General features: G+C 40.7%; 19 protein-coding genes and 1 pseudogene. 13 read left to right on the top strand and 7 right to left on the bottom strand.

The annotated features are described in order from the left end of the window. Positions 1 to 117: 117 nt before the first annotated feature. The 7 genes and pseudogenes from EJ103_RS17770 (at position 118) to EJ103_RS17740 (ending at position 4,532) form a co-directional block, all read left to right on the top strand. Positions 118 to 522 carry a nuclear transport factor 2 family protein gene (locus tag EJ103_RS17770; RefSeq protein WP_004588774.1) on the top strand — a complete coding sequence of 135 codons (405 nt, stop codon included), beginning with the start codon at positions 118 to 120 and terminating at the stop codon, positions 520 to 522. 43 nt (positions 523 to 565) lie between these two features. Beyond that, on the top strand, positions 566 to 1,807 hold the full coding sequence (locus tag EJ103_RS17765) for a HAMP domain-containing histidine kinase (RefSeq protein WP_206435507.1): 1,242 nt from the start codon (positions 566 to 568) through the stop codon (positions 1,805 to 1,807). After that, positions 1,804 to 2,331 carry a response regulator gene (locus EJ103_RS17760; protein ID WP_126009080.1) on the top strand — a complete coding sequence of 176 codons (528 nt, stop codon included), beginning with the start codon at positions 1,804 to 1,806 and terminating at the stop codon, positions 2,329 to 2,331. The genes EJ103_RS17765 and EJ103_RS17760 overlap by 4 nt, the downstream gene beginning before the upstream one ends. Before the next feature lie 353 nt (positions 2,332 to 2,684). Further along, positions 2,685 to 2,993, top strand: a pseudogene (locus tag EJ103_RS17755) (DCC1-like thiol-disulfide oxidoreductase family protein); the annotation flags it as partial. 90 nt (positions 2,994 to 3,083) lie between these two features. Further along, a complete protein-coding gene (locus tag EJ103_RS17750) occupies positions 3,084 to 3,533 on the top strand; it encodes a DUF3592 domain-containing protein (RefSeq protein WP_064386594.1) in 450 nt (149 codons plus the stop codon). Positions 3,534 to 3,722: 189 nt separating this feature from the next. Continuing rightward, positions 3,723 to 4,145: a hypothetical protein gene (locus EJ103_RS17745; protein ID WP_126009078.1), complete on the top strand. Its 423-nt coding sequence runs from the start codon at positions 3,723 to 3,725 to the stop codon at positions 4,143 to 4,145. 108 nt (positions 4,146 to 4,253) lie between these two features. Next, positions 4,254 to 4,532 carry a peptidylprolyl isomerase gene (locus EJ103_RS17740; RefSeq protein WP_004588770.1) on the top strand — a complete coding sequence of 93 codons (279 nt, stop codon included), beginning with the start codon at positions 4,254 to 4,256 and terminating at the stop codon, positions 4,530 to 4,532. A gap of 61 nt (positions 4,533 to 4,593) precedes the next feature. Here the strand turns inward: EJ103_RS17740 and EJ103_RS17735 are convergent, their stop codons facing one another. The 6 genes from EJ103_RS17735 to EJ103_RS17710 all read right to left on the bottom strand — a co-directional run bounded on the left by EJ103_RS17735 (position 4,594) and on the right by EJ103_RS17710 (position 9,546). Continuing rightward, positions 4,594 to 5,325, bottom strand: a complete 732-nt coding sequence (locus EJ103_RS17735; protein WP_126009076.1) for a MauE/DoxX family redox-associated membrane protein — start codon at positions 5,323 to 5,325, stop codon at positions 4,594 to 4,596. A gap of 333 nt (positions 5,326 to 5,658) precedes the next feature. After that, positions 5,659 to 6,318 carry a DsbA family oxidoreductase gene (locus EJ103_RS17730; protein WP_126009073.1) on the bottom strand — a complete coding sequence of 220 codons (660 nt, stop codon included), beginning with the start codon at positions 6,316 to 6,318 and terminating at the stop codon, positions 5,659 to 5,661. Positions 6,319 to 6,428: 110 nt separating this feature from the next. Beyond that, entirely contained in the window at positions 6,429 to 7,649 is a 1,221-nt protein-coding gene (locus EJ103_RS17725) for a Xaa-Pro peptidase family protein (RefSeq protein ID WP_126009071.1), read from the bottom strand. A 158-nt stretch (positions 7,650 to 7,807) separates the two neighbouring features. Continuing rightward, entirely contained in the window at positions 7,808 to 8,419 is a 612-nt protein-coding gene (locus EJ103_RS17720) for a flavin reductase (protein ID WP_004588763.1), read from the bottom strand. Positions 8,420 to 8,428: 9 nt separating this feature from the next. Beyond that, a complete protein-coding gene (locus tag EJ103_RS17715) occupies positions 8,429 to 9,151 on the bottom strand; it encodes an SDR family NAD(P)-dependent oxidoreductase (protein WP_126009069.1) in 723 nt (240 codons plus the stop codon). Next, on the bottom strand, positions 9,148 to 9,546 hold the full coding sequence (locus EJ103_RS17710) for a DUF393 domain-containing protein (protein WP_126009067.1): 399 nt from the start codon (positions 9,544 to 9,546) through the stop codon (positions 9,148 to 9,150). The genes EJ103_RS17715 and EJ103_RS17710 overlap by 4 nt, the downstream gene beginning before the upstream one ends. Positions 9,547 to 9,666: 120 nt before the next feature. On the opposite strand from EJ103_RS17710, the gene ppc reads away from it, so the two are divergent. Together ppc and cdd are read left to right on the top strand one after the other, a co-directional pair. Next, on the top strand, positions 9,667 to 12,312 hold the full coding sequence (ppc, locus tag EJ103_RS17705) for a phosphoenolpyruvate carboxylase (RefSeq protein WP_126009065.1): 2,646 nt from the start codon (positions 9,667 to 9,669) through the stop codon (positions 12,310 to 12,312). 107 nt (positions 12,313 to 12,419) lie between these two features. Next, positions 12,420 to 13,346 (top strand): cytidine deaminase, encoded by a 927-nt coding sequence (gene cdd / locus EJ103_RS17700; protein ID WP_055253932.1) that lies wholly within the window; start codon positions 12,420 to 12,422, stop codon positions 13,344 to 13,346. An 81-nt stretch (positions 13,347 to 13,427) separates the two neighbouring features. Here the strand turns inward: cdd and udp are convergent, their stop codons facing one another. Continuing rightward, positions 13,428 to 14,183: a uridine phosphorylase gene (udp, locus tag EJ103_RS17695; RefSeq protein ID WP_004588758.1), complete on the bottom strand. Its 756-nt coding sequence runs from the start codon at positions 14,181 to 14,183 to the stop codon at positions 13,428 to 13,430. Between the two features lie 435 nt (positions 14,184 to 14,618). Between udp and EJ103_RS17690 the strand changes: the two genes are divergently transcribed. The 4 genes from EJ103_RS17690 (at position 14,619) to EJ103_RS17675 (ending at position 19,382) form a co-directional block, all read left to right on the top strand. Further along, positions 14,619 to 15,728 (top strand): arginase family protein, encoded by a 1,110-nt coding sequence (locus EJ103_RS17690; RefSeq protein WP_126009063.1) that lies wholly within the window; start codon positions 14,619 to 14,621, stop codon positions 15,726 to 15,728. Positions 15,729 to 15,847: 119 nt separating this feature from the next. Next, positions 15,848 to 16,558, top strand: coding sequence for a transporter substrate-binding domain-containing protein (locus EJ103_RS17685; RefSeq protein WP_126009061.1), 711 nt, complete (start codon positions 15,848 to 15,850; stop codon positions 16,556 to 16,558). A gap of 115 nt (positions 16,559 to 16,673) precedes the next feature. Then, positions 16,674 to 17,954, top strand: a complete 1,281-nt coding sequence (locus EJ103_RS17680) for a hemolysin family protein (RefSeq protein ID WP_126009059.1) — start codon at positions 16,674 to 16,676, stop codon at positions 17,952 to 17,954. A 258-nt stretch (positions 17,955 to 18,212) separates the two neighbouring features. Further along, the gene (locus EJ103_RS17675) at positions 18,213 to 19,382 is read left to right on the top strand and encodes an efflux RND transporter periplasmic adaptor subunit (protein WP_054981828.1); all 1,170 of its coding nucleotides are present in this window, start codon (positions 18,213 to 18,215) and stop codon (positions 19,380 to 19,382) included. Positions 19,383 to 19,386: the final 4 nt, after the last annotated feature.

Genomic DNA, 19,386 nt, shown 5'->3' with positions numbered 1-19,386 from the left:
CACAGTGCTCTAGCTGTTAGCTTGAGTGAATTAAAGTAAGCCGATATTATTAATTACTGCCCGTTTAACGTATAAACACACAAACACGTGGCAATTGCATACATAATAAGGAAGCCCATGAGCAATAAAATAAAAGTGTCGTTGTTTAATCACTTGATAGAGGCCGAACGACAGTTGCTCGACCCCGATGTTCGTCAATCAAGCCATGCATTAAATGCCTTACTTGATGATGAATTTATTGAAATTGCAGCTAATGGCACCGTATTTGATAAGCAGCACGTACTCACACGTTTACCTACCGAGGTTGTTCCGCAGTTTTATAATCAGCACTTTAAAGGGCGAATGCTTAGCGATGATGTCGCGCAAATTAGTTACCAAGCCGCTTATAGGCGCTCAGCCCGAAGTGAGTTTAATTACTCCTTACGTATGTCGCTTTGGCGTAAAAGTAATGAACAATGGAAAATGGTGTTTCATCAAGGGACCCCGTGCGCGCTGTTTACTATATCAATGGATGAAGATTAACTTTTTAACGTATTAAATTTTATAGGTATATCACACCTTGTTTATGCAAACCGACCCGACCATTAGCCGCCTTTTAATGCTGCGAAGTGGTGCTATTGCTGTGCAGTTAATTGCTGTACTAAGCGTGTATTTTTTATTAGAACACCAAATAGCGTTACTCCCTTTATTAGTGGTAATAGCTATAGAGGCGATATTTCAATTAGTAAGCGTATTCGCCTATCGAAATGTTAGCCAAGCGCGCCCTATAGGGATGTTAATGCAGCTCACTGCGGATGTCCTGTTTTTAACTATTTTGCTCTCATTAAGTGGCGGCGCAACCAATGCGTTTGTATCGCTATTATTGCTACCTATCATGATTGCAGCGGTCACCCTTCGTGAAAAAGGCTTGGCTTATATCGCCGTACTGGCAATTGCCGCTTATAGCTTTTTACTCATTAGGATGCCCGATCACAGTATGCATCAAATGAATATGAGCGGGCATTTTATAGGCATGTGGGTTAACTTTGTTTTAAGTGCAAGCGTTATCGCTTTGGTTATTGGTGCTATGAGCCGAGCATTAAAGGAGCGAGAGCGCACAATAGCTAAAGCTCGCGAGCAGCAATTGCGCAACGAGCAACTGGTAACCCTAGATGGCGCAGCTGCGCAAATAACCCATCAACTAGCCAGTCCTATCGCTAACTTACAATTACTATTTGAAGAGCTTTTAGAAGATCAGCCAAATAACCCTGTCGTGGTGCAAATGCAAACACCGCTCAAGCAATGTGCTAGGCAATTAAATGACTTTAGAAAGCTCTCTGCTCAGCTTCGTAATAAAAATACCACCGAGCACATTACAGTAAACCAGCTACAAACGCAGATCATCGATACATTATTACTGCAATACCCTGATCAGCACATTAATTGGTTAAGTGAGCCAATAGCAGTCACCTTAAAAAGTGATGCAATGCTATTGCCTGCTATTCTCAATTTGCTACAAAATGCATGCATTGCTAATCAAAAAAATAACCAAACCCAGTTAGAGCTAAGCTGGCAGCAAGATAATCAACACAGTGAAAGTGTGTATTTGCTAATTCGTGATTTTGGTAGCGGTTTTAGCCAATCACAATTAGCAGAGCTTGGCGGGCAACTTATGCCTAGCAGCCAAGGTATGGGGCTTGCGGTTTTACTTTCTAATGTAACGTTTGAGCGACTAAACGGCTCGTTAACTTTGTATAATCACGCTAGTGGCGGGGCTGTGGCTAAAGTAAAATTAGCCATAGCAAATAATGAGCAATCACTTACATGAAATTACTGATAATTGAAGACGATATAAACCTAGCCAGTACACTTGCTCGGCGTTTAACAAAACAAGGCTTTAGTTGTGAAGTTGCACATAACCAAAGTGATGCATTACTCAGTGCACGTAAACACTTACCAGATTTTATTTTGCTCGATATGAAACTAGGTGACGATAACGGCCTTGCCTTAATTAAGCCACTTCGCAGCTTATTACCGCAAGCGTATATTGTATTATTAACAGGATTTGCAAGCATAGCCACCGCAGTAGAGGCCATGCGGTTAGGTGCTAACGACTACCTTACTAAACCCGTTGATATGGCCACGCTATTAAAGGCCCTAAACGCAGATTCAAATACACAAAATGTTAGTGATATTGCCACACCAGTTATGTCACCAGAGCGTTTAGAGTGGGAGCATATTCAGCAAGTGCTACATAGTAATAACGGTAATGTGTCGGCCACTGCGCGGCAACTCAATATGCATAGGCGCACATTGCAGCGTAAGTTACAAAAAAAGCCGGTTCAGCTGTAACCGCTTAAGGGGTATAAAATGAGAGATGATGCGACTACATTAATGCGTAATCAAAAAATTATATTATTAGGGCCTGTTTATCTTTCGAGGTTAAATTTGCAGCAGCCTGTTTGGTAATTAGGCAAGACAGAGCCTATGTAGTGTGGTTGTTCCCCATAAATAGGCGATAACGTAGCATAAATGCCAAACAGGCGCTGCCCGAAGGGGTTCTGCCTAGGGGTCATTTACTCTTTGTTGCTCGGTTTTTACTTAGCCCACTAGGTTACAAACCTCGCGCCGCGATTAAATGGCCCCTAGATTGAACAAATTTTAATCCTGAAAGGTCAACAGGCCCTAGTAACGATGCCACTGCCATTTTTAAATTGTGCAGCGTGCAATCCCCAAAAGGTGCACTGTTATTAACTCACTTTGGTTTTTCAACCACACAATACGCCTCAATGGTTTACCTACAAAACGGCAAAGCGTACACGCAAAGCCATGCTTTTTTTGAAGTGGTTAAGCAGCTAGGTTATCCCTTTAAACTAGCCACTGCATTTAGTGTTTTACCCAATACATTTAATAATTGGCTGTACGATAAAATTGCTTTAAACCGCTATACCTTATTTGGCAAATATCAGTATTGCAGAATACCCAACCCAGAGGACGCAAAACATTATTTATAATTGATCGCAGGTAAAGAAATTTACTATCGTGTTGAATCATTGTCTCCATAAACAAATATATTGTGTAGTCCCAAAAAATTAGGTGCTGATATGTTTAATAAAAGTAGAGTCTTTTTTGTTGTAATGCTTTTAAGTTCACTAGCTTGGAGTGCATATTTAGTCACCGTTGTTTCAGAAGGTCTGACTACGAAAAGTTGGCCTATGGTTGAGGGTACTGTTATTTCTAGTAATGGACTACGTATACAACATAACCAAGAGCGCTATATTATAGAGGTTGAATACTCTTATATGCTTGATGAAAAGCTATTTGTTGGAAATCGAGTATCAAACGTCAACTCTATGCTTGATAGAGCGGAGCGAGATTTACAACTTAAAAAATATCAAACGAGGGATAAAGTTAATGTTTATTATAATCCTCAGGAGCCTAGTAAATCCTACCTAATGGTTGGTGTAGGCTACGGTATTTATCTTTTGTTGTTTGTGTGTATAGCTATGGTATTTTTCTCAGCTGTGAATTTAAGAACGTTATTAAAAAACTGATTTTAAAAAGGCTCTTAGCAGAAGCAGAAAACTAATTGGGTTAGGTTTTTCTTATTGCCTTTGGTTGTTGCTAATATTGAGGTGTTAACTAATACAAATCAATAGGTTATGAGTTTTTTTGGCCTCGCAGTTTAGAGTGTACGGATGCGTTATAGAGCAATCCTCCCGGAAAGTTAATAGAATCCAAATATGAAAAAATTTATATCTATGTCTAGATTGTTAGTTTTAATGGTTGTGGTCTTTTCTGTAAAAGCATTTCCTTTACAGGAAAAAATTGAATGTAAAAAAATATCTTGGGGCGAACTTTTCAAGAATCAAAATGATTTGGTTGGAACTAAGGTGTGCTTAGTTGGACATTACGGACACCTTGATTTTTATGAAGATCGTGCAGCTCTAGAAAAAAAGTCAAAGCAATACTTAGTATTCCCATTTTACGGTGATGTAACTGAGGGGTTTGTTAAGCATTGTAGTGATCGAATGCTTTTAGTGGAGGGATTTATTGCCAGTCATGAAAAAAGTAAAGCACCACGAATTAGAAAAGTAACTAGCTTGAGCCCACTCTCGGACCCTAGCTATAGCTGCTTAGACCAAATATCAGGTTTTGTGAATTAAAGCGTGCTATTGGGTGACGCCAATTATTTGATTGGTCAGCTATAAGTAGATGCTAGGTTTAGGTGGCTGTGCTAAAATCGCCGCGTTTTAAATTATCAGGGTTTTGAAATGGCAAGCACAGCGCACGCACTCCACATATTGGTTAAACACAAAGAAATAGCAGAAGACATTATTAAGCAATTAGGTAAAGGTGCCAAGTTTCAAACCTTAGCTAAAAAATACTCGTCGTGCCCATCAGGTAAAAAAGGCGGTGACTTAGGTGAGTTTAGACGTGGGCAAATGGTTCCGCAGTTTGACAAAATAGCCTTTAATGGCGCTATTTTAGAGCCACATTTAGTTAAAACTAAATTTGGCTGGCATGTAATTAAAGTGCTTTATCGTACTTAATAAGCTCGCTGACAAATAGTAAAAAGGCTGCACACTGCAGCCTTTTTCGTATTCAGTTTTTTTATTTAATAAACATCCAGATACCCGCAGCAATCATAAACAGGTTTTCGGTCAGAGAGACAAACCCCAGCGGTACATTACTATCTCCGCCAACACAGGCACATTTAAGCTCTCGTTTGTCTATGTAAACAGCCTTAATCACCGACACGGCGCCAACACCCCCAATAAATAAAGAAATTGGTGCAACAATATAAGCTGAAAGCCCTGCTATCATGCCAATACTTACAAATGCTTCTAAAAATGGATACACATAAGCATATCTCACTACTTTCATCGCAAATAAATCATAGGTTATAAAAGAATTACTAAAGCTGTATAAGTCGCGTAATTTTTGAATAGCCAGTACGCCCATTGTTAACGCGACAAACAGCATAACTGTATGCATAGAAAAAAGTGCAAAGCCAGTCGAGTAGCTAAATGCAAAGGCAAGCAATAGGGTAACAGCAAAAATGGCCGTTACGGGAGTATAAGTAGTACCTTGTTGGCCAGGCTCCGATTTATTAAAGTAAGCGCGCAGGTCGTCATACCCGCCAATGCGTTCGTTATCGATAAATGTTTGTGGTGTGGTACCAACATTGTGCTTTTGTTGAAATGCATCGGTTTCTTCGCGCGAAGTCAGCGGTTTATCATCTACCTTATAGCCTTTTCGCTTAAGTAAATCTTTTGATTTGAGTCCAAATGGGCAAATATGCTCATTAGTTACCATTCTGTATAATGTTGCTGACTTAGCCATGTTTGCTCCTTATGCGTATTTAGTTACTCGTTAGCCCTTAAGTAATAGTGAGTGAATGGCGGTATGAAAGAAGTTAATAGCACCTTGTAATATTTACGTGGCATTTGAAATAAAATAGCGCGCAGCACACTCATTAAGAACACAAAATAGACTATGCACGTATAGTGCCAGCACTTTTATAAAAGTGCAGAGGGTAAGGTTTGAGTCGCAGAGGTTTTTGTTAAAAGCTTATTGAAATATCGGCTCACGTAGGCAGTAAAGTCACGCTGCACCTTTAAAACCATATAAGACTGCATTGCGCAGCCTTATATATGTTAAACAGCAGCTTACTTGCTAAGCGTCTTGTTTTGCTTCTTCTTCACTAATTTGTTTTAGTGCTTGAATAAATGAGTCGCTTGGTTGTCCGCCACTGATTGCATATTTATCGTTGATAATAAATGTAGGGACTGAAGTAATACCCATTTGCTTAAAGCGGTCTTGCTCTTGTCGTACTTTTTGAACGTATTTATCTGAGTGTAAAATACTACGCGCTTGTTCTTTATCAAGGCCAACACTTGCGACTACATCAAGCAGTGCGTCTTCTTGATTTAAGTATTTTAAATCGGTGAAGTGTGCTTCAAACATGGCAAGCTTTAATTCGGTTTGCTTATCTTCTTCACGCGCCCAAGTAAGTAGGCGGTGTAAATCAAAGCTGTTGATCATGATGCGCTCACCATCAAAATTAAAGGTAAACCCGGCACGCTGACCTGCTTCGAACATGTTTTTGCGATTTTCATCGCCTTGCTCTTCAGTCAGGTTGTACTTTTGCATTAGGTGCTCGTTTAAATTTTGACCTTCAAGCGGCATGTCAGGGTTTAGCTCAAAAGGATGCCATGTAATATCTGCACTCATCTCGTCTTTAAGTTGGCCAAGCGCTGTTTCTAGGTTTTTGTAACCTATTACGCACCATGGGCACATTACGTCTGACACGATATCAATTTTAAAGTTTTTCATATTCATCCTTTTGCGGATTGCTTTGGTATAACAAACGATATTGGGATGAAGTATGCATTATCAATCCTCAAACTAAAAAGAGCAGCTAATGGCTGCTCTTTATAAAGGGTTTAAGCGTTCAGCCCAAACGGGTCGTCAATACTATAACTTGGTTGTGTAAACCAATGCGGGCCGTTGTCGGTCATATAAAAGTGATCCTCTAAACGTACACCAAATTCATCAGGTATTACTAGCATTGGCTCGTTACTAAAACACATGCCAGGTGCAAGTGGGGTTTTGTCTCCACCGACTAAATAAGGCCATTCGTGAATATCTAAGCCAATACCATGGCCCGTACGATGCGGGCAGCCCGGTGTTTGGTACTGTGGCCCCAATCCTTGAGCCGCTAAATAGTGACGAGCGCCTGCATCAACTGCTTCACACGTAGCGCCAATTTTTGCAGCACTAAAGGCGGCGAGTTGCGCTGCTTTTTCATGATCCCAAAACATGCGCTGGCGCACTGTTGGCTCACCAAATACATAGGTGCGGGTTATATCTGAAAGGTAATCATGCACTTTGCAACCGGTATCTATTAATACCATATCGCCTTTTTTAAGCACTTGCGCATCTTTAACGCCATGTGGAAATGAGGTCGCCACGCCAAATAAAACAATGCAAAAATAGTTACCTGGCGCACCTACCTTTTGATGCGCTTTTTTAATAAAGGCTTCTACCTCTGTGGTGGTAATACCTTCATATAGCATGCTTGCAGTTGCTTGGTGCACTGCAAGGGTCATATCCATTGCACATTGCATGAGCGCTAATTCCTTTACCGACTTATGCATTCTACAGTGTGCAGTAACGCTTTGTGCATTAACTATATTTAAGCCTTTTTGCGCTTTGTTTATACCGTCGAATATAAAAAACTGTGTACTTTCATCAATGCCTATTGTGGCATTGTCAGGTATGTTGAGTTGCTTTAGTACGCTAACAAATAGCGCATACGGGCTTTGATGTTCTTGCCAGCCATGAATGGGGCCTTCAATCACTTTAAAGCCGTTTAGGGTGCCAATTTCAAAATAAGGGGCTATGTATTGTACATCGCCTATAGCGGGTAAAATGGCGCCAACCATGCGCTCACTTGCATACCATTTCATACCTGTGAAGTAAGTGAGATTTGTACCTGCATTTAAATAAATTGCATCTATATTATTTGCTTGCATATAAGCTTGTGCTTTTGCAATGCGCTGTAAATATTCATCTGCTTGAATAGGGGTTACATTGGCGGTCATATTGCTTAATCCCGCTAAAGCTTGCTCGCTTGTGTGTGTACCAACGCCTAGTGTGGCCATAAAAGTCTCCTTGGTTTCAATACCAAGCTGCATAAATTCTTGAGCAATTTAACAAATTAAATTTCACTAAAATGTTAAAAAGCCCCAATAAGCAGTTTGGTGTTAGGCATTGTGTTTAATGTAAAAGCATAATTCAATATTATGCGACAACATGCATACTAAGGTTTTTTAGCGTAAGGTAAACGCGATAATTTATTGCTAGTGTGGTAACTATCAAGCCCTGTTACAGCCACTGTTTCAATGGCTTGTAAATCTAAAAAGCCATCACTTTGTAGCGCCGCTTCATCTAAATACACATCGGTAATTTCACCTATAACCAGCTCGGTGCCATTAACGGCTAAGTGTTGGTGCTCAACGTATTTTACAGAGTATTTTAATCGCGACTCTTGCACAAACGGGGCTGTAAATTCATTTAGGTATTCTGGCGTTAAACCTGTCGCGTCAAACTCTGACTCGCCTTTATCGTAGCGAGCTGATGTTTGATGAGCTTGCTTATATATGGCCTTATTAACTTGGTTAATGGTGTAACAGCCGGTTTCTATGATGTTTTCGAACGTATGGCGAGGCACGCTATTAGGGCGCATTATCATGCCAACCAATGGCGGGTGAGCCCCTAAATGAATAACCGAGCTAACAATAGCTACATTTGTATTGCCTTGCTTGTCTTGCGTGCCAATTAAGTTGGCGCTTTTAAAACCCGAAAGTGAATTAATTAAATGAGTACGAGTGTGTTTTTCAAGTGCGTTTATGCGCTCTTTAGTAAAATGCATTAAAGGTCCTTACCAGGGTATGGCTTCGCCTTGCCAATCTAAATAGGCGGGCTCACCGTTAAGTTCTAAATGAGGGTTATTAAACGTAAGTGTAAAAAGCTGTTTAGCTACAAATTCAGCGCTAAAAAGCTTATCCGCAGGTACGTTTTTTTGAAATGGTTTCGAAAGCGCTGTATCGGTAGTGCCCGGATGAAATAACACCAGTTTAGTATTTTTAGCTCGGCGCGCCAGTTCTACCGCTGCGGTTTTAAATAGCATGTTTAAGGCCGCTTTAGATGCGCGGTATGTATACCAACCGCCTAATTTATTATCGTTAATACTGCCCACACGCGCACTGAGCGCCGTTATAGTGCACTGCGTTTTATGTGTTAAAAGCGGCAAAATGCTTTGTAAGCACAGTAAGGGAGTGAGTGTGTTGGAATTAAATAATTCGTTAAAATAGTTTGCGTTTAGCTCTTCTAGCTTTTTTTCTGGCATGTGGGTTTTGTTGTGCAATGTGCCATTGAACATAACGACTTGTTGAATATCGGCATTTTGCTCTTTTAAGTAAGTTGTAACCTTGGCTAAGCTTTGCGCTGTGTAATCACTCTCAAGGTAAATAACATTACTATTTGTTTTTGCCTTTTTTGAGCTAACACATATAACTTGCACTGTGGGTGCATTTATTTGTAGGTGCTCTATATAAGCTTGTGCTATTGCGCTGCTGGCACCAAATAAAACAATTTTTTTCATTGTTTGTCCTTTGTATTAACAGTGCATTGGCCGTTTAAACAGGAGGCGTTTGGTATGAGCAAACGGCTTATTTTTTGTCTGTGTTTTGCAAAAAACATATAGGCGGCATCAGCGAAGTAGCGAATTATTGGCAAGCGAAAAATTTTCAACCAGCGGTATTTTCCTACTGTTTTCCACGCTTGATGGGTAACATCTAAGCCGTAAATCATCTCGCCAGTTGGTAACTGTGCATGCAGTATAGCCATGGCCTTGTTTTTATTAACACTTGGATAACGTGCGCTAAAATCGTGGCTGTTAAGGTCTTCTAAAACAATTTTATGTTTAGTATCAGCATCTTTAAGGTGCTGCATTTCGGTATTGCAAAGCGGACAGCTGGCGTCGTAAAAAATGATCATAAAAGTCGTTTTCTAATAATTTACATATAGCTAATTACGATTCACCATTGCAAATGGATCTATTAAATCTGCGCTCATGATGATATTAATAGCATTCCATGAAACAAAGGAGACTGAGAAATGAGTGAACAATATGCCGCCTTGCGAGGTAATGTTAATTTACTTGGGCAGCTACTAGGACAAACTATTAAAGATGCCCAAGGCCAAGCGATTTTAGATAAAGTAGAAGAAATTCGTGCTTTATCAAAGTCATCTCGCAGTGGTAACGAAGACGACAGACAAGCGCTAATTGAGGTACTACATGCGCTTAGTGATGAAGAGCTTTTACCGGTTGCCCGTTCATTTAATCATTTTTTAAATTTAGCTAATGTAGCAGAGCAGTTCCACACTGTTTCGCGTTTTAATGATGTTGGTTTTTGCCAACTAAACCCTCTCACTCAAACATTAAAAACGTTAACTGCAAAAGCAAAAGAAGGCCAATTAGATAGTAATCATCTGGCCGAAACACTCTCAAAACTCCACATAAACTTAGTATTAACCGCTCACCCAACCGAGGTGACGCGCCGTACCATTATTAATAAGCACGTAGAATTAAGTGATTGTTTAGCCTCGCTTGAGCGCAAAGACAATTTACCACAAGAGCGTGAAGCTATTTTAAACCGTATCGCTCAGCTTATCAGCCAAGCATGGCACACCGATGATATTCGTCGTTCTCGCCCAAGCCCAGTTGATGAAGCTAAATGGGGATACGCTGTTATTGAAAACAGCTTATGGCATGCTGTGCCACGTTTTTTACGTGAGTTTTCAGACCAAGTTAAAGAGCATTTAAGTTTAGAGCTCCCAATTGATTACAGCCCCATTGAGTTTACCTCTTGGATGGGCGGAGACCGTGACGGTAACCCATTTGTAACCGCACAGGTAACACAGCAAGTACTTGACCATGGTCGTTGGATGGCGCTTGATTTATACAGCCGTGATATTGACACGCTAAGCGCAGAGCTGAGCATGTCAGATGCAAGCGATGAGCTAATTGAGCTGGCAGGACAAGACTTTGAACCTTATCGCGCTGTACTTAAAAAGCTTAAAAACCAAGTATCTGAAACAGTGGTGCATTTAGGTGCAAAAATTAAGAATAAGCGCAGCGATTCAGAAGACTTAATCACTGATATAAATCAAATCAAGCACCCAGTAGAGGTGTGCTATCGCTCTTTATTAAAGTGCAACATGAAAGTTGTCGCCAATGGTTTATTACTTGATTTACTGCACCGTATAAATAGCTTTGGCCTGCGTTTGGCAAAACTTGATGTACGCCAAGATTCAGACCGCCACAGCGATGTGTTTTCTGAGCTTACACGCCACCTAGGCTTAGGCGATTACAACCAATGGCAAGAGCAAGACAAACAAGCATTTTTGCTTACCGAGCTTAACTCACGCCGCCCGCTTATTCCTAAAAACTGGCAACCAAGTCCAGAGGTGCAAGAAGTACTCGACACCTTTGATGTAATAGCTAAGCAAGATGAAAAAACATTTGGCTTGTACATTATTTCAATGGCGCGTACCGCCTCTGACATTTTAGCTGTACAACTGCTTTTAAAAGAAAGTGGCTGTCAGTTTGATTTACCAGTAGCGCCTTTGTTTGAAACGCTTGACGATTTAAACGCTGGTAGCGATGTAATTACCACGTTGCTTGATAACGTATGGTACCGCGGGCATATTAAAAATACCCAAAATGTCATGATTGGTTATTCTGATTCAGCTAAAGATGCCGGCATGATGGCCGCAGGCTGGGCACAGTACGAAGCAATGGATAAACTAGTGCAGCTTGCCGATGAGCGCGGCATTGAACTTGTTTTATTCCATGGTCGTGGTGGTACGGTAGGGCGCGGTGGTGCACCTGCTGCACAAGCACTGCATTCACAACCGCCTGGTTCATTAAAAGGTGGCTTGCGTGTAACTGAGCAAGGCGAAATGATCCGCTTTAAGTTTGGTTTACCCGATGTAGCACTGCAAAGTTTAAATATTTACGCGGGTGCCGTACTGCAAAGTAACTTATTACCACCGCCAGAGCCTAAGCAAGAATGGCGTGAAGTAATGAAGTTGATAAGCGAGCAGTCGTGCGATCACTACCGTAATGTGGTTCGCCATGATGAAAACTTTGTTCCTTACTTTAGAATGGCAACGCCTGAGCTAGAGCTGTCTAAATTACCATTGGGCTCGCGTCCTGCGAAACGTAACCCAAATGGTGGGGTTGAGAGCTTACGTGCTATTCCATGGATTTTTGCATGGAGCCAAAACCGTTTAATGTTACCTGCATGGCTTGGTGCATTAACAGGCTTAAAAGCGGCACTTGATAAATACGGCATAGAAACACTGCACGAAATGAGCCTGCAATGGCCATTTTTCAGAGCACGCCTTGAAATGCTAGAAATGGTATTTAGTAAAGCCGATAGCTGGTTAAGTGAGCATTACGATAACGCGCTGGTGGAAGACATGTACAAACCACTAGGTACTTCGTTACGTAAAGAGCTAGAAGAAGCAATTAGCTTAGTGCAATCGCTTAGCCCGCAAAATAGCTTATTGGCAGATCAGCCATGGATAAAAGAGTCGATTGCGCTGCGTAATCCGTACACCGATCCGCTTAATGTACTGCAAGTTGAGCTGCTGCGTCGTTCGCGCTCAAGCGATAAAGTAAGTGAAGGTGATATTGATAATGCATTAATGATCACCATGACAGGTATTGCTGCAGGTATGCGCAATACTGGTTAGTCTACTTTAACTAAAAAACAGGGGAGCACAGTGTGCTCCCATTTTTTTCTAGCATTTAGGCGCCTAACCTTTTAAACTACTTAGCCATTAAATAATTATAATATGTTATGGCATCAGCAACTTTTACTGTGCAACAAGACACAGCACTCACAAATTCACATATCTCACTAAGCGTTACGCAAACTCAAGCATTACGCAGCCAATTAAAAGCCCAGCGCGGTATTTTACATCCTAACGATATTAGCCAATTATGCGCGCAACTTAATGTATCTGATGACGCGTTATTACAAGGTTTAGTGCCTTTAGCGTCTGAATTTTCGGTGGCTCCTGTTTCTCATTTTCATGTGGGAGCTATTGTTAAAGCACTTGATGAGCAAGGTGATATAAATTTTTATTTTGGTGCTAATGTAGAGTTTGATCACCAAGCGCTTAGTTTAGTCGTGCATGCAGAGCAGTCGGCGATTAACAATGCGTGGTTAAATGGCGCAAAAAAAATACTAAAAATAGCAATTAGCGATGCCCCATGTGGTTATTGCAGACAGTTTATGAACGAACTGGCTGATGCAAAAGAGTTTGATATTTTACTACCAGATCAGCACTTTAAATTAGCTGATTTATTACCGCATTCATTTGGCCCCACAGATTTAGGCAACGATTTTAGCCTGTTTAACCCAAAACAGCAGCAACACACATTTGCAGATACAGCTCTTGATGAAAAACTAGCAGCCATGGCGCTAATGGCCTACGTACCTTACAGTAACAACTTTAGCGCAGTTAAAATAAGTACCTTTAACAATGGTGACTTTTACGGCAGTTATGCAGAAAACGCGGCTTACAGCCCAAGCCTTTCGCCACTACAAAGCGCGCTTAGTCAATTGTTTTTAGCGGGTCTTAGCTTTAACGATAAAACGATTAAAGCAATTACACTGTTAGAAACCCAAGGTCATGAAAACCAAGGGGGAGTAGCACGTGCTGTACTTGCAAGCTTTAGCAATTTGCCAGAAATAGAAGTGATTAGCGCAAAGCTAAGGTAACCAGAATTTAGATTAAGCTAAAAACAATAAAGCACAGCAATTGCTGTGCTTTATGCATTTTATTAAAGCGCTAAAAAGGCATTAGCCTAATAGTACTTTTGCAGCTTCTAATACCACAGCTACAGATTTTTTCTCAATTTCACCGTGATCAACATTTGGAATTTCTTGGCGAGTACGGTTAACCAATACACCGGCAACACACGCCGCTTTAAGGCCTAGCGCTGCACACATGGTAAATAAGGTAGCAGACTCCATTTCGTAGTTCATCACGCCTAGGTTTTGCCACTCTTCACAGCTACCTTGTAATGACTTAGGTACATAACCCGAGTGCGTATCGTAACGCTCTTGCCCTGGGTAGAATGTATCGCTTGAGGCAGTAATACCAATGTGGAAGTCGATATCTAGGTTTTTACACGCTTGCACCATAGCTTGAGTGGCAAAAAAGTCAGATACCGCAGGGTAGCTAAGTGGTGCAAAGTGTTGGCTTGCGCCATCTAAACGCACAGACGCTTGGCTTACTAAAATATCACCTTCATTAATATGTGGCTGAATTGCCCCAGTAGTACCAATGCGTAAGAAAGTACGTACGCCAAGCTGTGCCAGCTCCTCTACAGCAATAGAGGTTGAAGGGCCGCCAATACCGGTTGAACAAATCACCACAGAGTGACCATTTAACTGGCCTAAATAAACATGAAACTCACGTGTTTGAGCAAGGCAGGTTGGGTTGTCTAGGAATTGAGAAATGCGTGCAGCACGATCTGGGTCACCAGGGACAATAGCAAGTTCAGCCCCTTTTAAATCGTCAATACATAATCCTAAGTGAAATACCTTTTCCATAACTAAGCCTTTTTATAAAAATTTGTTGTCAATCTAGCATCATTACGGCAAATGTAAACTAAGTACAGGACGTATGTCCGATGTTGAAAAATACTTATAAATGATGGCTTTATTCATTCACATTGAATATTAAATCAAAGGCTTAAAGTTCGTTAAAAGGCGGGTGGTTGACTTGTTTATTGAGAGTCTATATGTATTGATTATGGTGATAATTTAAATTTATCAATACGTGGTTTGAAGCGTTTTTAGTTATTTAATAACAAATAGTTACGGTTTGATTTCGGCTTTATTTTAACGGCTTTTATTTAAGCGTGTAAATAATGCTTGAGCAATAAGTGAGCGCATTACGCGTTAATTGCAAATAAGCCGATAATTTTAGTTTTTGCATAACTAATCAAAACCACATGAATAAAACACACAAGTATAGGATTTATTATGAGCACACAATTTGACGCGTTTAAACGTAAAGTAGAGCACTGTTTATGTGCACCTGGCGATGGTGTATTTACAGTTAATACCGCGAAAGAGCGTAAAGCGGCATTACGTAATAAATTGTATGGGCAAAGCGAAAATGTTGATGTTTTGTGGCGTGATTCTTTAACACAATTACCCGAATCTCCTCACAAAGCAGTTATGTTAGGTATTAGCTCAGATTGTGGCGGCGGTATTTTACGTGGGGCAAACTGGGGGCCATTATTCTTACGCTCAGCCTTGATTGATCAGCAAACCCAGTGCCGCTCTTTCGACTTAGGTGATGTGCGTGTTATACCGCATTTATTACATGATAAATACTTAAACGACACCACAATTTCAAACTGCCAAAAAGCCCTATACGGCGATAAAAACGATGATTACTACGTAAGCCCGCTTTCTATTACCGAAGATGTGTGTGACAGCTTTTACGCCACATTTAAAGATAAAGGCATATTTGGTATTGGGGGCGATCACTCAATCAGCTACCCGCTAACTAAAGCGTATTTAAAAGCTAAGCGCGAGCAAGGCAAACGTACCGCTATTATTCATTTTGATGCGCATACCGATTTATTAGTAGAGCGCTTAGGCATCGATTTATGTTTTGGCTCGTGGTGTACGCATATTTTAGAGTTTTTACCTGCACCGCATCATTTAATCCAGTTTGGTATTCGCTCAAGCGGTAAACCTAAATCGCACTGGGAAAGCACCTTTGGTGTAAAACAACATTGGGCTAATGAAATAATAGAGCGTGGTGCAAAAGCGGTTGCAGATGAAACCATTGCGCAGCTTAAAGCCGATAACGTAGATGAAGTGTACGTAAGCTTTGACATAGATGCACTCGATGCCGAATTTGCCTCAGCCACGGGCACACCAGAAGATAACGGCTTAACCCCGCAACATGCACTGGATATTTTACAAGCTATTGCCGATGAGTTTCCAATTACTGGCGCCGACATGATGGAAATAGCGCCATTTACCGACAGCTCATTAGTAGGCCAAGCAAGTTCAGAAACAACATTACGTGAAGGCGCTAAAATTTCAGCGTTCTTAATTAGTGCAATGAATAAATAGCAAGTTAGTCTTTAAAAAATCTAGTCCTATCAGCGTATAGGGCTAGGTTAAAAACTAGCGGTTCGGTTACCCTCGGCTATAGTTGGTGTATATCTGTTTTAGTTTTGAGGCGAAGCTAAATGAAGCTGTACTTATTTTTGTTGTGTTTTGCATGCATAAGGCTTAATGCAGCTGAAATTACAATAGTGACCGAAGTATTCCCCGACTTTCAATACATTGACGAAAACAACCAACTTGCAGGGCGCTCTGTAGATAAAGTGAGAAACGCGCTCGCCAATACAGATATTAAATACACTATGTTAGCGCACAGTTGGGCTGTGTCTTATAACGCAGTATTAAGAGATACGAATACCTGTATATTTTCTATTGTAAGGTTACCTAAGCGAGAAGATAAGTTTAGCTGGGTGGCTGAGCTTGAAAGTTTTGACTCTGCTATTTATGCCCTTAAATCACGTAACATTCGCTTAAAAACGCTTAACGATGCTAAAAAATATAAAACAGCGGTGCTTAGGGATAATTTTAGCCACCATTATTTGCTAGAGCGTGGCTTTAGTGAGGCTAAAAACTTATTGATAATTGATAGCTTAGACAAGATAGATAAATTAATAAGCACACGGCACGATATTCTCGACTTTGTTATATTAAGTAAAAAACAATTTAACTACCGCGCACAGTTTGAGCCAAAGCTTAAATTATTAGAGCCTATATTTACGCTCAATACACAACACTCCCCCCTTTACTTTGCCTGTAATAAAAACATGCCGCAAAGTCTACAAGATAGACTTGCGCTGGCATTCGATGAAGCAAAAAAGCAAAATAAACAACGTTAATTCAATGGCTTATTAATTTACCCTGTAAAAGTATAAATATAAATTGCCGCGTTTAAAAAAGCGTCTATAATCAGCTGCTTTTTATTGAAAAAGCGCTAACTTTTTGGAGCGTTAAATGGGTGATTTAATCGGGATTAGCTTATTGATCTTGATCAGTGCGTTGTTTGCCATGTCGGAAATTGCTATTGCAGCGTCGCGTAAAATTAAACTGCGGGTAATGGCCGATGAAGGCAGTGATAACGCGGCCGCGGTATTAAAACTGCAAGAAAACCCTGGGGCGTTTTTTGCGATGATCCAAATTGCCCTAAACGCGATTGCTATTTTAGGCGGAATAGTGGGCGAACAAGCGCTATCGCCTTATGTACAAAGTATCTTGGTGCTTTTTTACCAAGGTGTACACCTTGAAAAAATTAGCTTTTTATTTTCGTTTTTTACCATTACCTCGCTGTTTATATTATTTGCTGATTTAATGCCAAAGCGTTTAGCGATGATCATGCCCGAAGCGGTGGCTGTGCGTGTGGTAACAATAATGCGATGGGTCACTTTTGCACTTACGCCATTAGTGATGTTTTTTAATGGTTTAACTAATTTAGTACTGCGTTTATTTAAAGTACCCGCAGAGCGAGAAGATATTGTTACCACCGAAGACATTGTGGCGATGATGGATGCGGGCGCAGAATACGGCAGCTTACAACAACAAGAGTATGAGCTAATTGGCAATGTGTTTGAACTAGAAGCACGCTTTTTATCAAGTGTAATGACCCCACGCGACCAAATAGTTTATTTTGACTTAAATGAAAGCAGCCACGATATAGCCACCAAAATTATTGAAAACCCCCATAATCATTTTTTAGTGGTCTCGGGTAATTTAGATAAATTACGCGGCTCTGTTGAGTCAAAAGATATACTACGACAAGTACTAAAAGGTGAGCCAGCTAATATTAAGCAAGAGCTGATTGAAACAGACGTGTTTTATTTACCTGAAACCCTAAGCCTGTCTGAAGCGCTAAATGCGTTTAAAAGTGCTGCAAAACCGTTTGCTGTGGTAGTAAATGAATATGCCTTGTTAGTCGGTATTGTTACCGTAAAAGATTTAATGAAAGGGTTTATGGGAGATTTAATTACCCACCAAGGCGATGAACTTATTATTGCCCGCGATGAGCACTCATGGTTAGTGGATGGCTTAACCCCGATTTCTGATTTAGCAAAAGTATTAGACATTGAAGAGTTTCCAGATCAAATGCACTTTGAAACCGTGGCTGGCTTTTTAATATACACAATGAAGCGTATACCTAAACGTGCTGAGCACTTTACCTTTAATGGCTTTAAATTTGAGGTGGTTGATGTTGAGGGGATAAGGGTAGAGCAATTATTAGTGTCTCGTATAAGTAAATAGTTATAAATTTGTATTAAAGCCAAGCTTAGCTTGGCTTTTTTGTTGCAGGTTAATAAATAACGCACCGCATTAAAGTTTATTTTTCATACTTTTCCGTTTTATTTTTCATCAAGTTAACATCTTCTACAACCTATGGCGTAGTTTAATTTTACAACTGTAAGTTAGTGTAAATTTGCACCCGTTTTAATTTATTCTCGTTTAGATTTACTTTAGAATGATCGTTCACTCTAGACATAAATAGACTAAAAGGTATTTAACATGCAGCGTTCTCGCATCGCTTTATTTGTATTAACAGCCCTCGTTGGATCTGTTGCTTTAACAGGTTGCGACCAAGCAGCTGACTCGCAACAAGCTTCAGCTCCACAAGCAGTACCTGTTGGTGTAATTACATTAAAAAGCCAAGCGCTTACACTAAAAAAGGAGCTTCCCGGTCGCATTAGTGCTTTTCAAATTGCGGAAATCCGCCCGCAAGTAAGTGGCATTGTGCAATCGCGTTTATTTAAAGAAGGTGCTCAAGTTAAGCAAGGCCAAGCGCTTTATCAAATTGACCCCGCTACGTTTGAAGCTGACCTAGCAGCAAGCGAAGCAGCTGTGGCCCGCGCTGAAGCAAGTATTGCCAGCACTAAATCAAAAGCGTCGCGTTATAGCGAGCTTTTAAAAATTAAAGCCGTAAGTCAGCAAGACTTTGACGAAGCAGATGCAGCGCAGAAGCAAGCACAAGCAGAGCTATTAACGGCAAAAGCACAGCTTAAATCGGCGCAAATTAACCTAGACTACAGCCATGTATCTTCTCCAATCAGTGGCCAAATTAGTAAATCGAGCGTTACTGTTGGTGCGCTTGTTAGCGCTAATCAAACAACAGCACTGGCAACAGTGACCCAGCTTGACCCTATTTATGTTGATTTAACCCAATCAAGCAACGAGCTAACTCAACTTAAAAAAGCTATTTCTTCAGGTTCATTGAGCGTTGATTCACAATCGCAAACAGATGTTGAACTGCAAATGGAAGATGGCTCAACTTACCCACTTAAAGGCACGTTACAGTTCTCTGAAGTGACAGTAGACCCAAGCACAGGGTCGGTTACCTTACGCGCTAAATTCCCAAATCCTGATAAGTTATTATTACCGGGTATGTATGCACGTGCCTCTGTGGTTGAGGGCGTAAAACAAGACGCTATTTTAGTGCCGCAACGTGGGGTTAGCCGTAATACAAAAGGCGAGCCAACAGCCATGGTTGTTAGCAAAGAAAACACCGTTGAAAGCCGCGTTTTAAAAGTAGACAGAACGATTGGTTCAAACTGGTTAGTAACCGACGGGCTAAGCGATGGCGATAAAGTGATTATTGAAGGGTTACAAAAAATTCGCCCTGGAGCGCCGGTAACACCGACTGAAGTTTCACCATCAGCAACAGCTGACAAAGCGCAATAACGGA

The organism is Pseudoalteromonas sp. Xi13 (assembly GCF_003952205.1).
Taxonomy (GTDB): Bacteria; Pseudomonadota; Gammaproteobacteria; order Enterobacterales; family Alteromonadaceae; genus Pseudoalteromonas; species Pseudoalteromonas atlantica.
The sequence above is the reverse complement of the archived record's forward strand: the minus strand, read 5'-3'. Positions and strand labels throughout refer to the sequence as shown.

What these genes read in the sequence shown, in the direction of transcription:
- EJ103_RS17770 (WP_004588774.1), top strand. Translation starts at nt 118, where the DNA reads ATGAGCAATAAAATAAAAGTGTCGTTGTTTAATCACTTGATAGAGGCC.
- EJ103_RS17765 (WP_206435507.1), top strand. Translation starts at nt 566, where the DNA reads ATGCAAACCGACCCGACCATTAGCCGCCTTTTAATGCTGCGAAGTGGT.
- EJ103_RS17760 (WP_126009080.1), top strand. Translation starts at nt 1,804, where the DNA reads ATGAAATTACTGATAATTGAAGACGATATAAACCTAGCCAGTACACTT.
- EJ103_RS17750 (WP_064386594.1), top strand. Translation starts at nt 3,084, where the DNA reads ATGTTTAATAAAAGTAGAGTCTTTTTTGTTGTAATGCTTTTAAGTTCA.
- EJ103_RS17745 (WP_126009078.1), top strand. Translation starts at nt 3,723, where the DNA reads ATGAAAAAATTTATATCTATGTCTAGATTGTTAGTTTTAATGGTTGTG.
- EJ103_RS17740 (WP_004588770.1), top strand. Translation starts at nt 4,254, where the DNA reads ATGGCAAGCACAGCGCACGCACTCCACATATTGGTTAAACACAAAGAA.
- EJ103_RS17735 (WP_126009076.1), bottom strand. Translation starts at nt 5,325, where the DNA reads ATGGCTAAGTCAGCAACATTATACAGAATGGTAACTAATGAGCATATT.
- EJ103_RS17730 (WP_126009073.1), bottom strand. Translation starts at nt 6,318, where the DNA reads ATGAAAAACTTTAAAATTGATATCGTGTCAGACGTAATGTGCCCATGG.
- EJ103_RS17725 (WP_126009071.1), bottom strand. Translation starts at nt 7,649, where the DNA reads ATGGCCACACTAGGCGTTGGTACACACACAAGCGAGCAAGCTTTAGCG.
- EJ103_RS17720 (WP_004588763.1), bottom strand. Translation starts at nt 8,419, where the DNA reads ATGCATTTTACTAAAGAGCGCATAAACGCACTTGAAAAACACACTCGT.
- EJ103_RS17715 (WP_126009069.1), bottom strand. Translation starts at nt 9,151, where the DNA reads ATGAAAAAAATTGTTTTATTTGGTGCCAGCAGCGCAATAGCACAAGCT.
- EJ103_RS17710 (WP_126009067.1), bottom strand. Translation starts at nt 9,546, where the DNA reads ATGATCATTTTTTACGACGCCAGCTGTCCGCTTTGCAATACCGAAATG.
- ppc (WP_126009065.1), top strand. Translation starts at nt 9,667, where the DNA reads ATGAGTGAACAATATGCCGCCTTGCGAGGTAATGTTAATTTACTTGGG.
- cdd (WP_055253932.1), top strand. Translation starts at nt 12,420, where the DNA reads ATGGCATCAGCAACTTTTACTGTGCAACAAGACACAGCACTCACAAAT.
- udp (WP_004588758.1), bottom strand. Translation starts at nt 14,183, where the DNA reads ATGGAAAAGGTATTTCACTTAGGATTATGTATTGACGATTTAAAAGGG.
- EJ103_RS17690 (WP_126009063.1), top strand. Translation starts at nt 14,619, where the DNA reads ATGAGCACACAATTTGACGCGTTTAAACGTAAAGTAGAGCACTGTTTA.
- EJ103_RS17685 (WP_126009061.1), top strand. Translation starts at nt 15,848, where the DNA reads ATGAAGCTGTACTTATTTTTGTTGTGTTTTGCATGCATAAGGCTTAAT.
- EJ103_RS17680 (WP_126009059.1), top strand. Translation starts at nt 16,674, where the DNA reads ATGGGTGATTTAATCGGGATTAGCTTATTGATCTTGATCAGTGCGTTG.
- EJ103_RS17675 (WP_054981828.1), top strand. Translation starts at nt 18,213, where the DNA reads ATGCAGCGTTCTCGCATCGCTTTATTTGTATTAACAGCCCTCGTTGGA.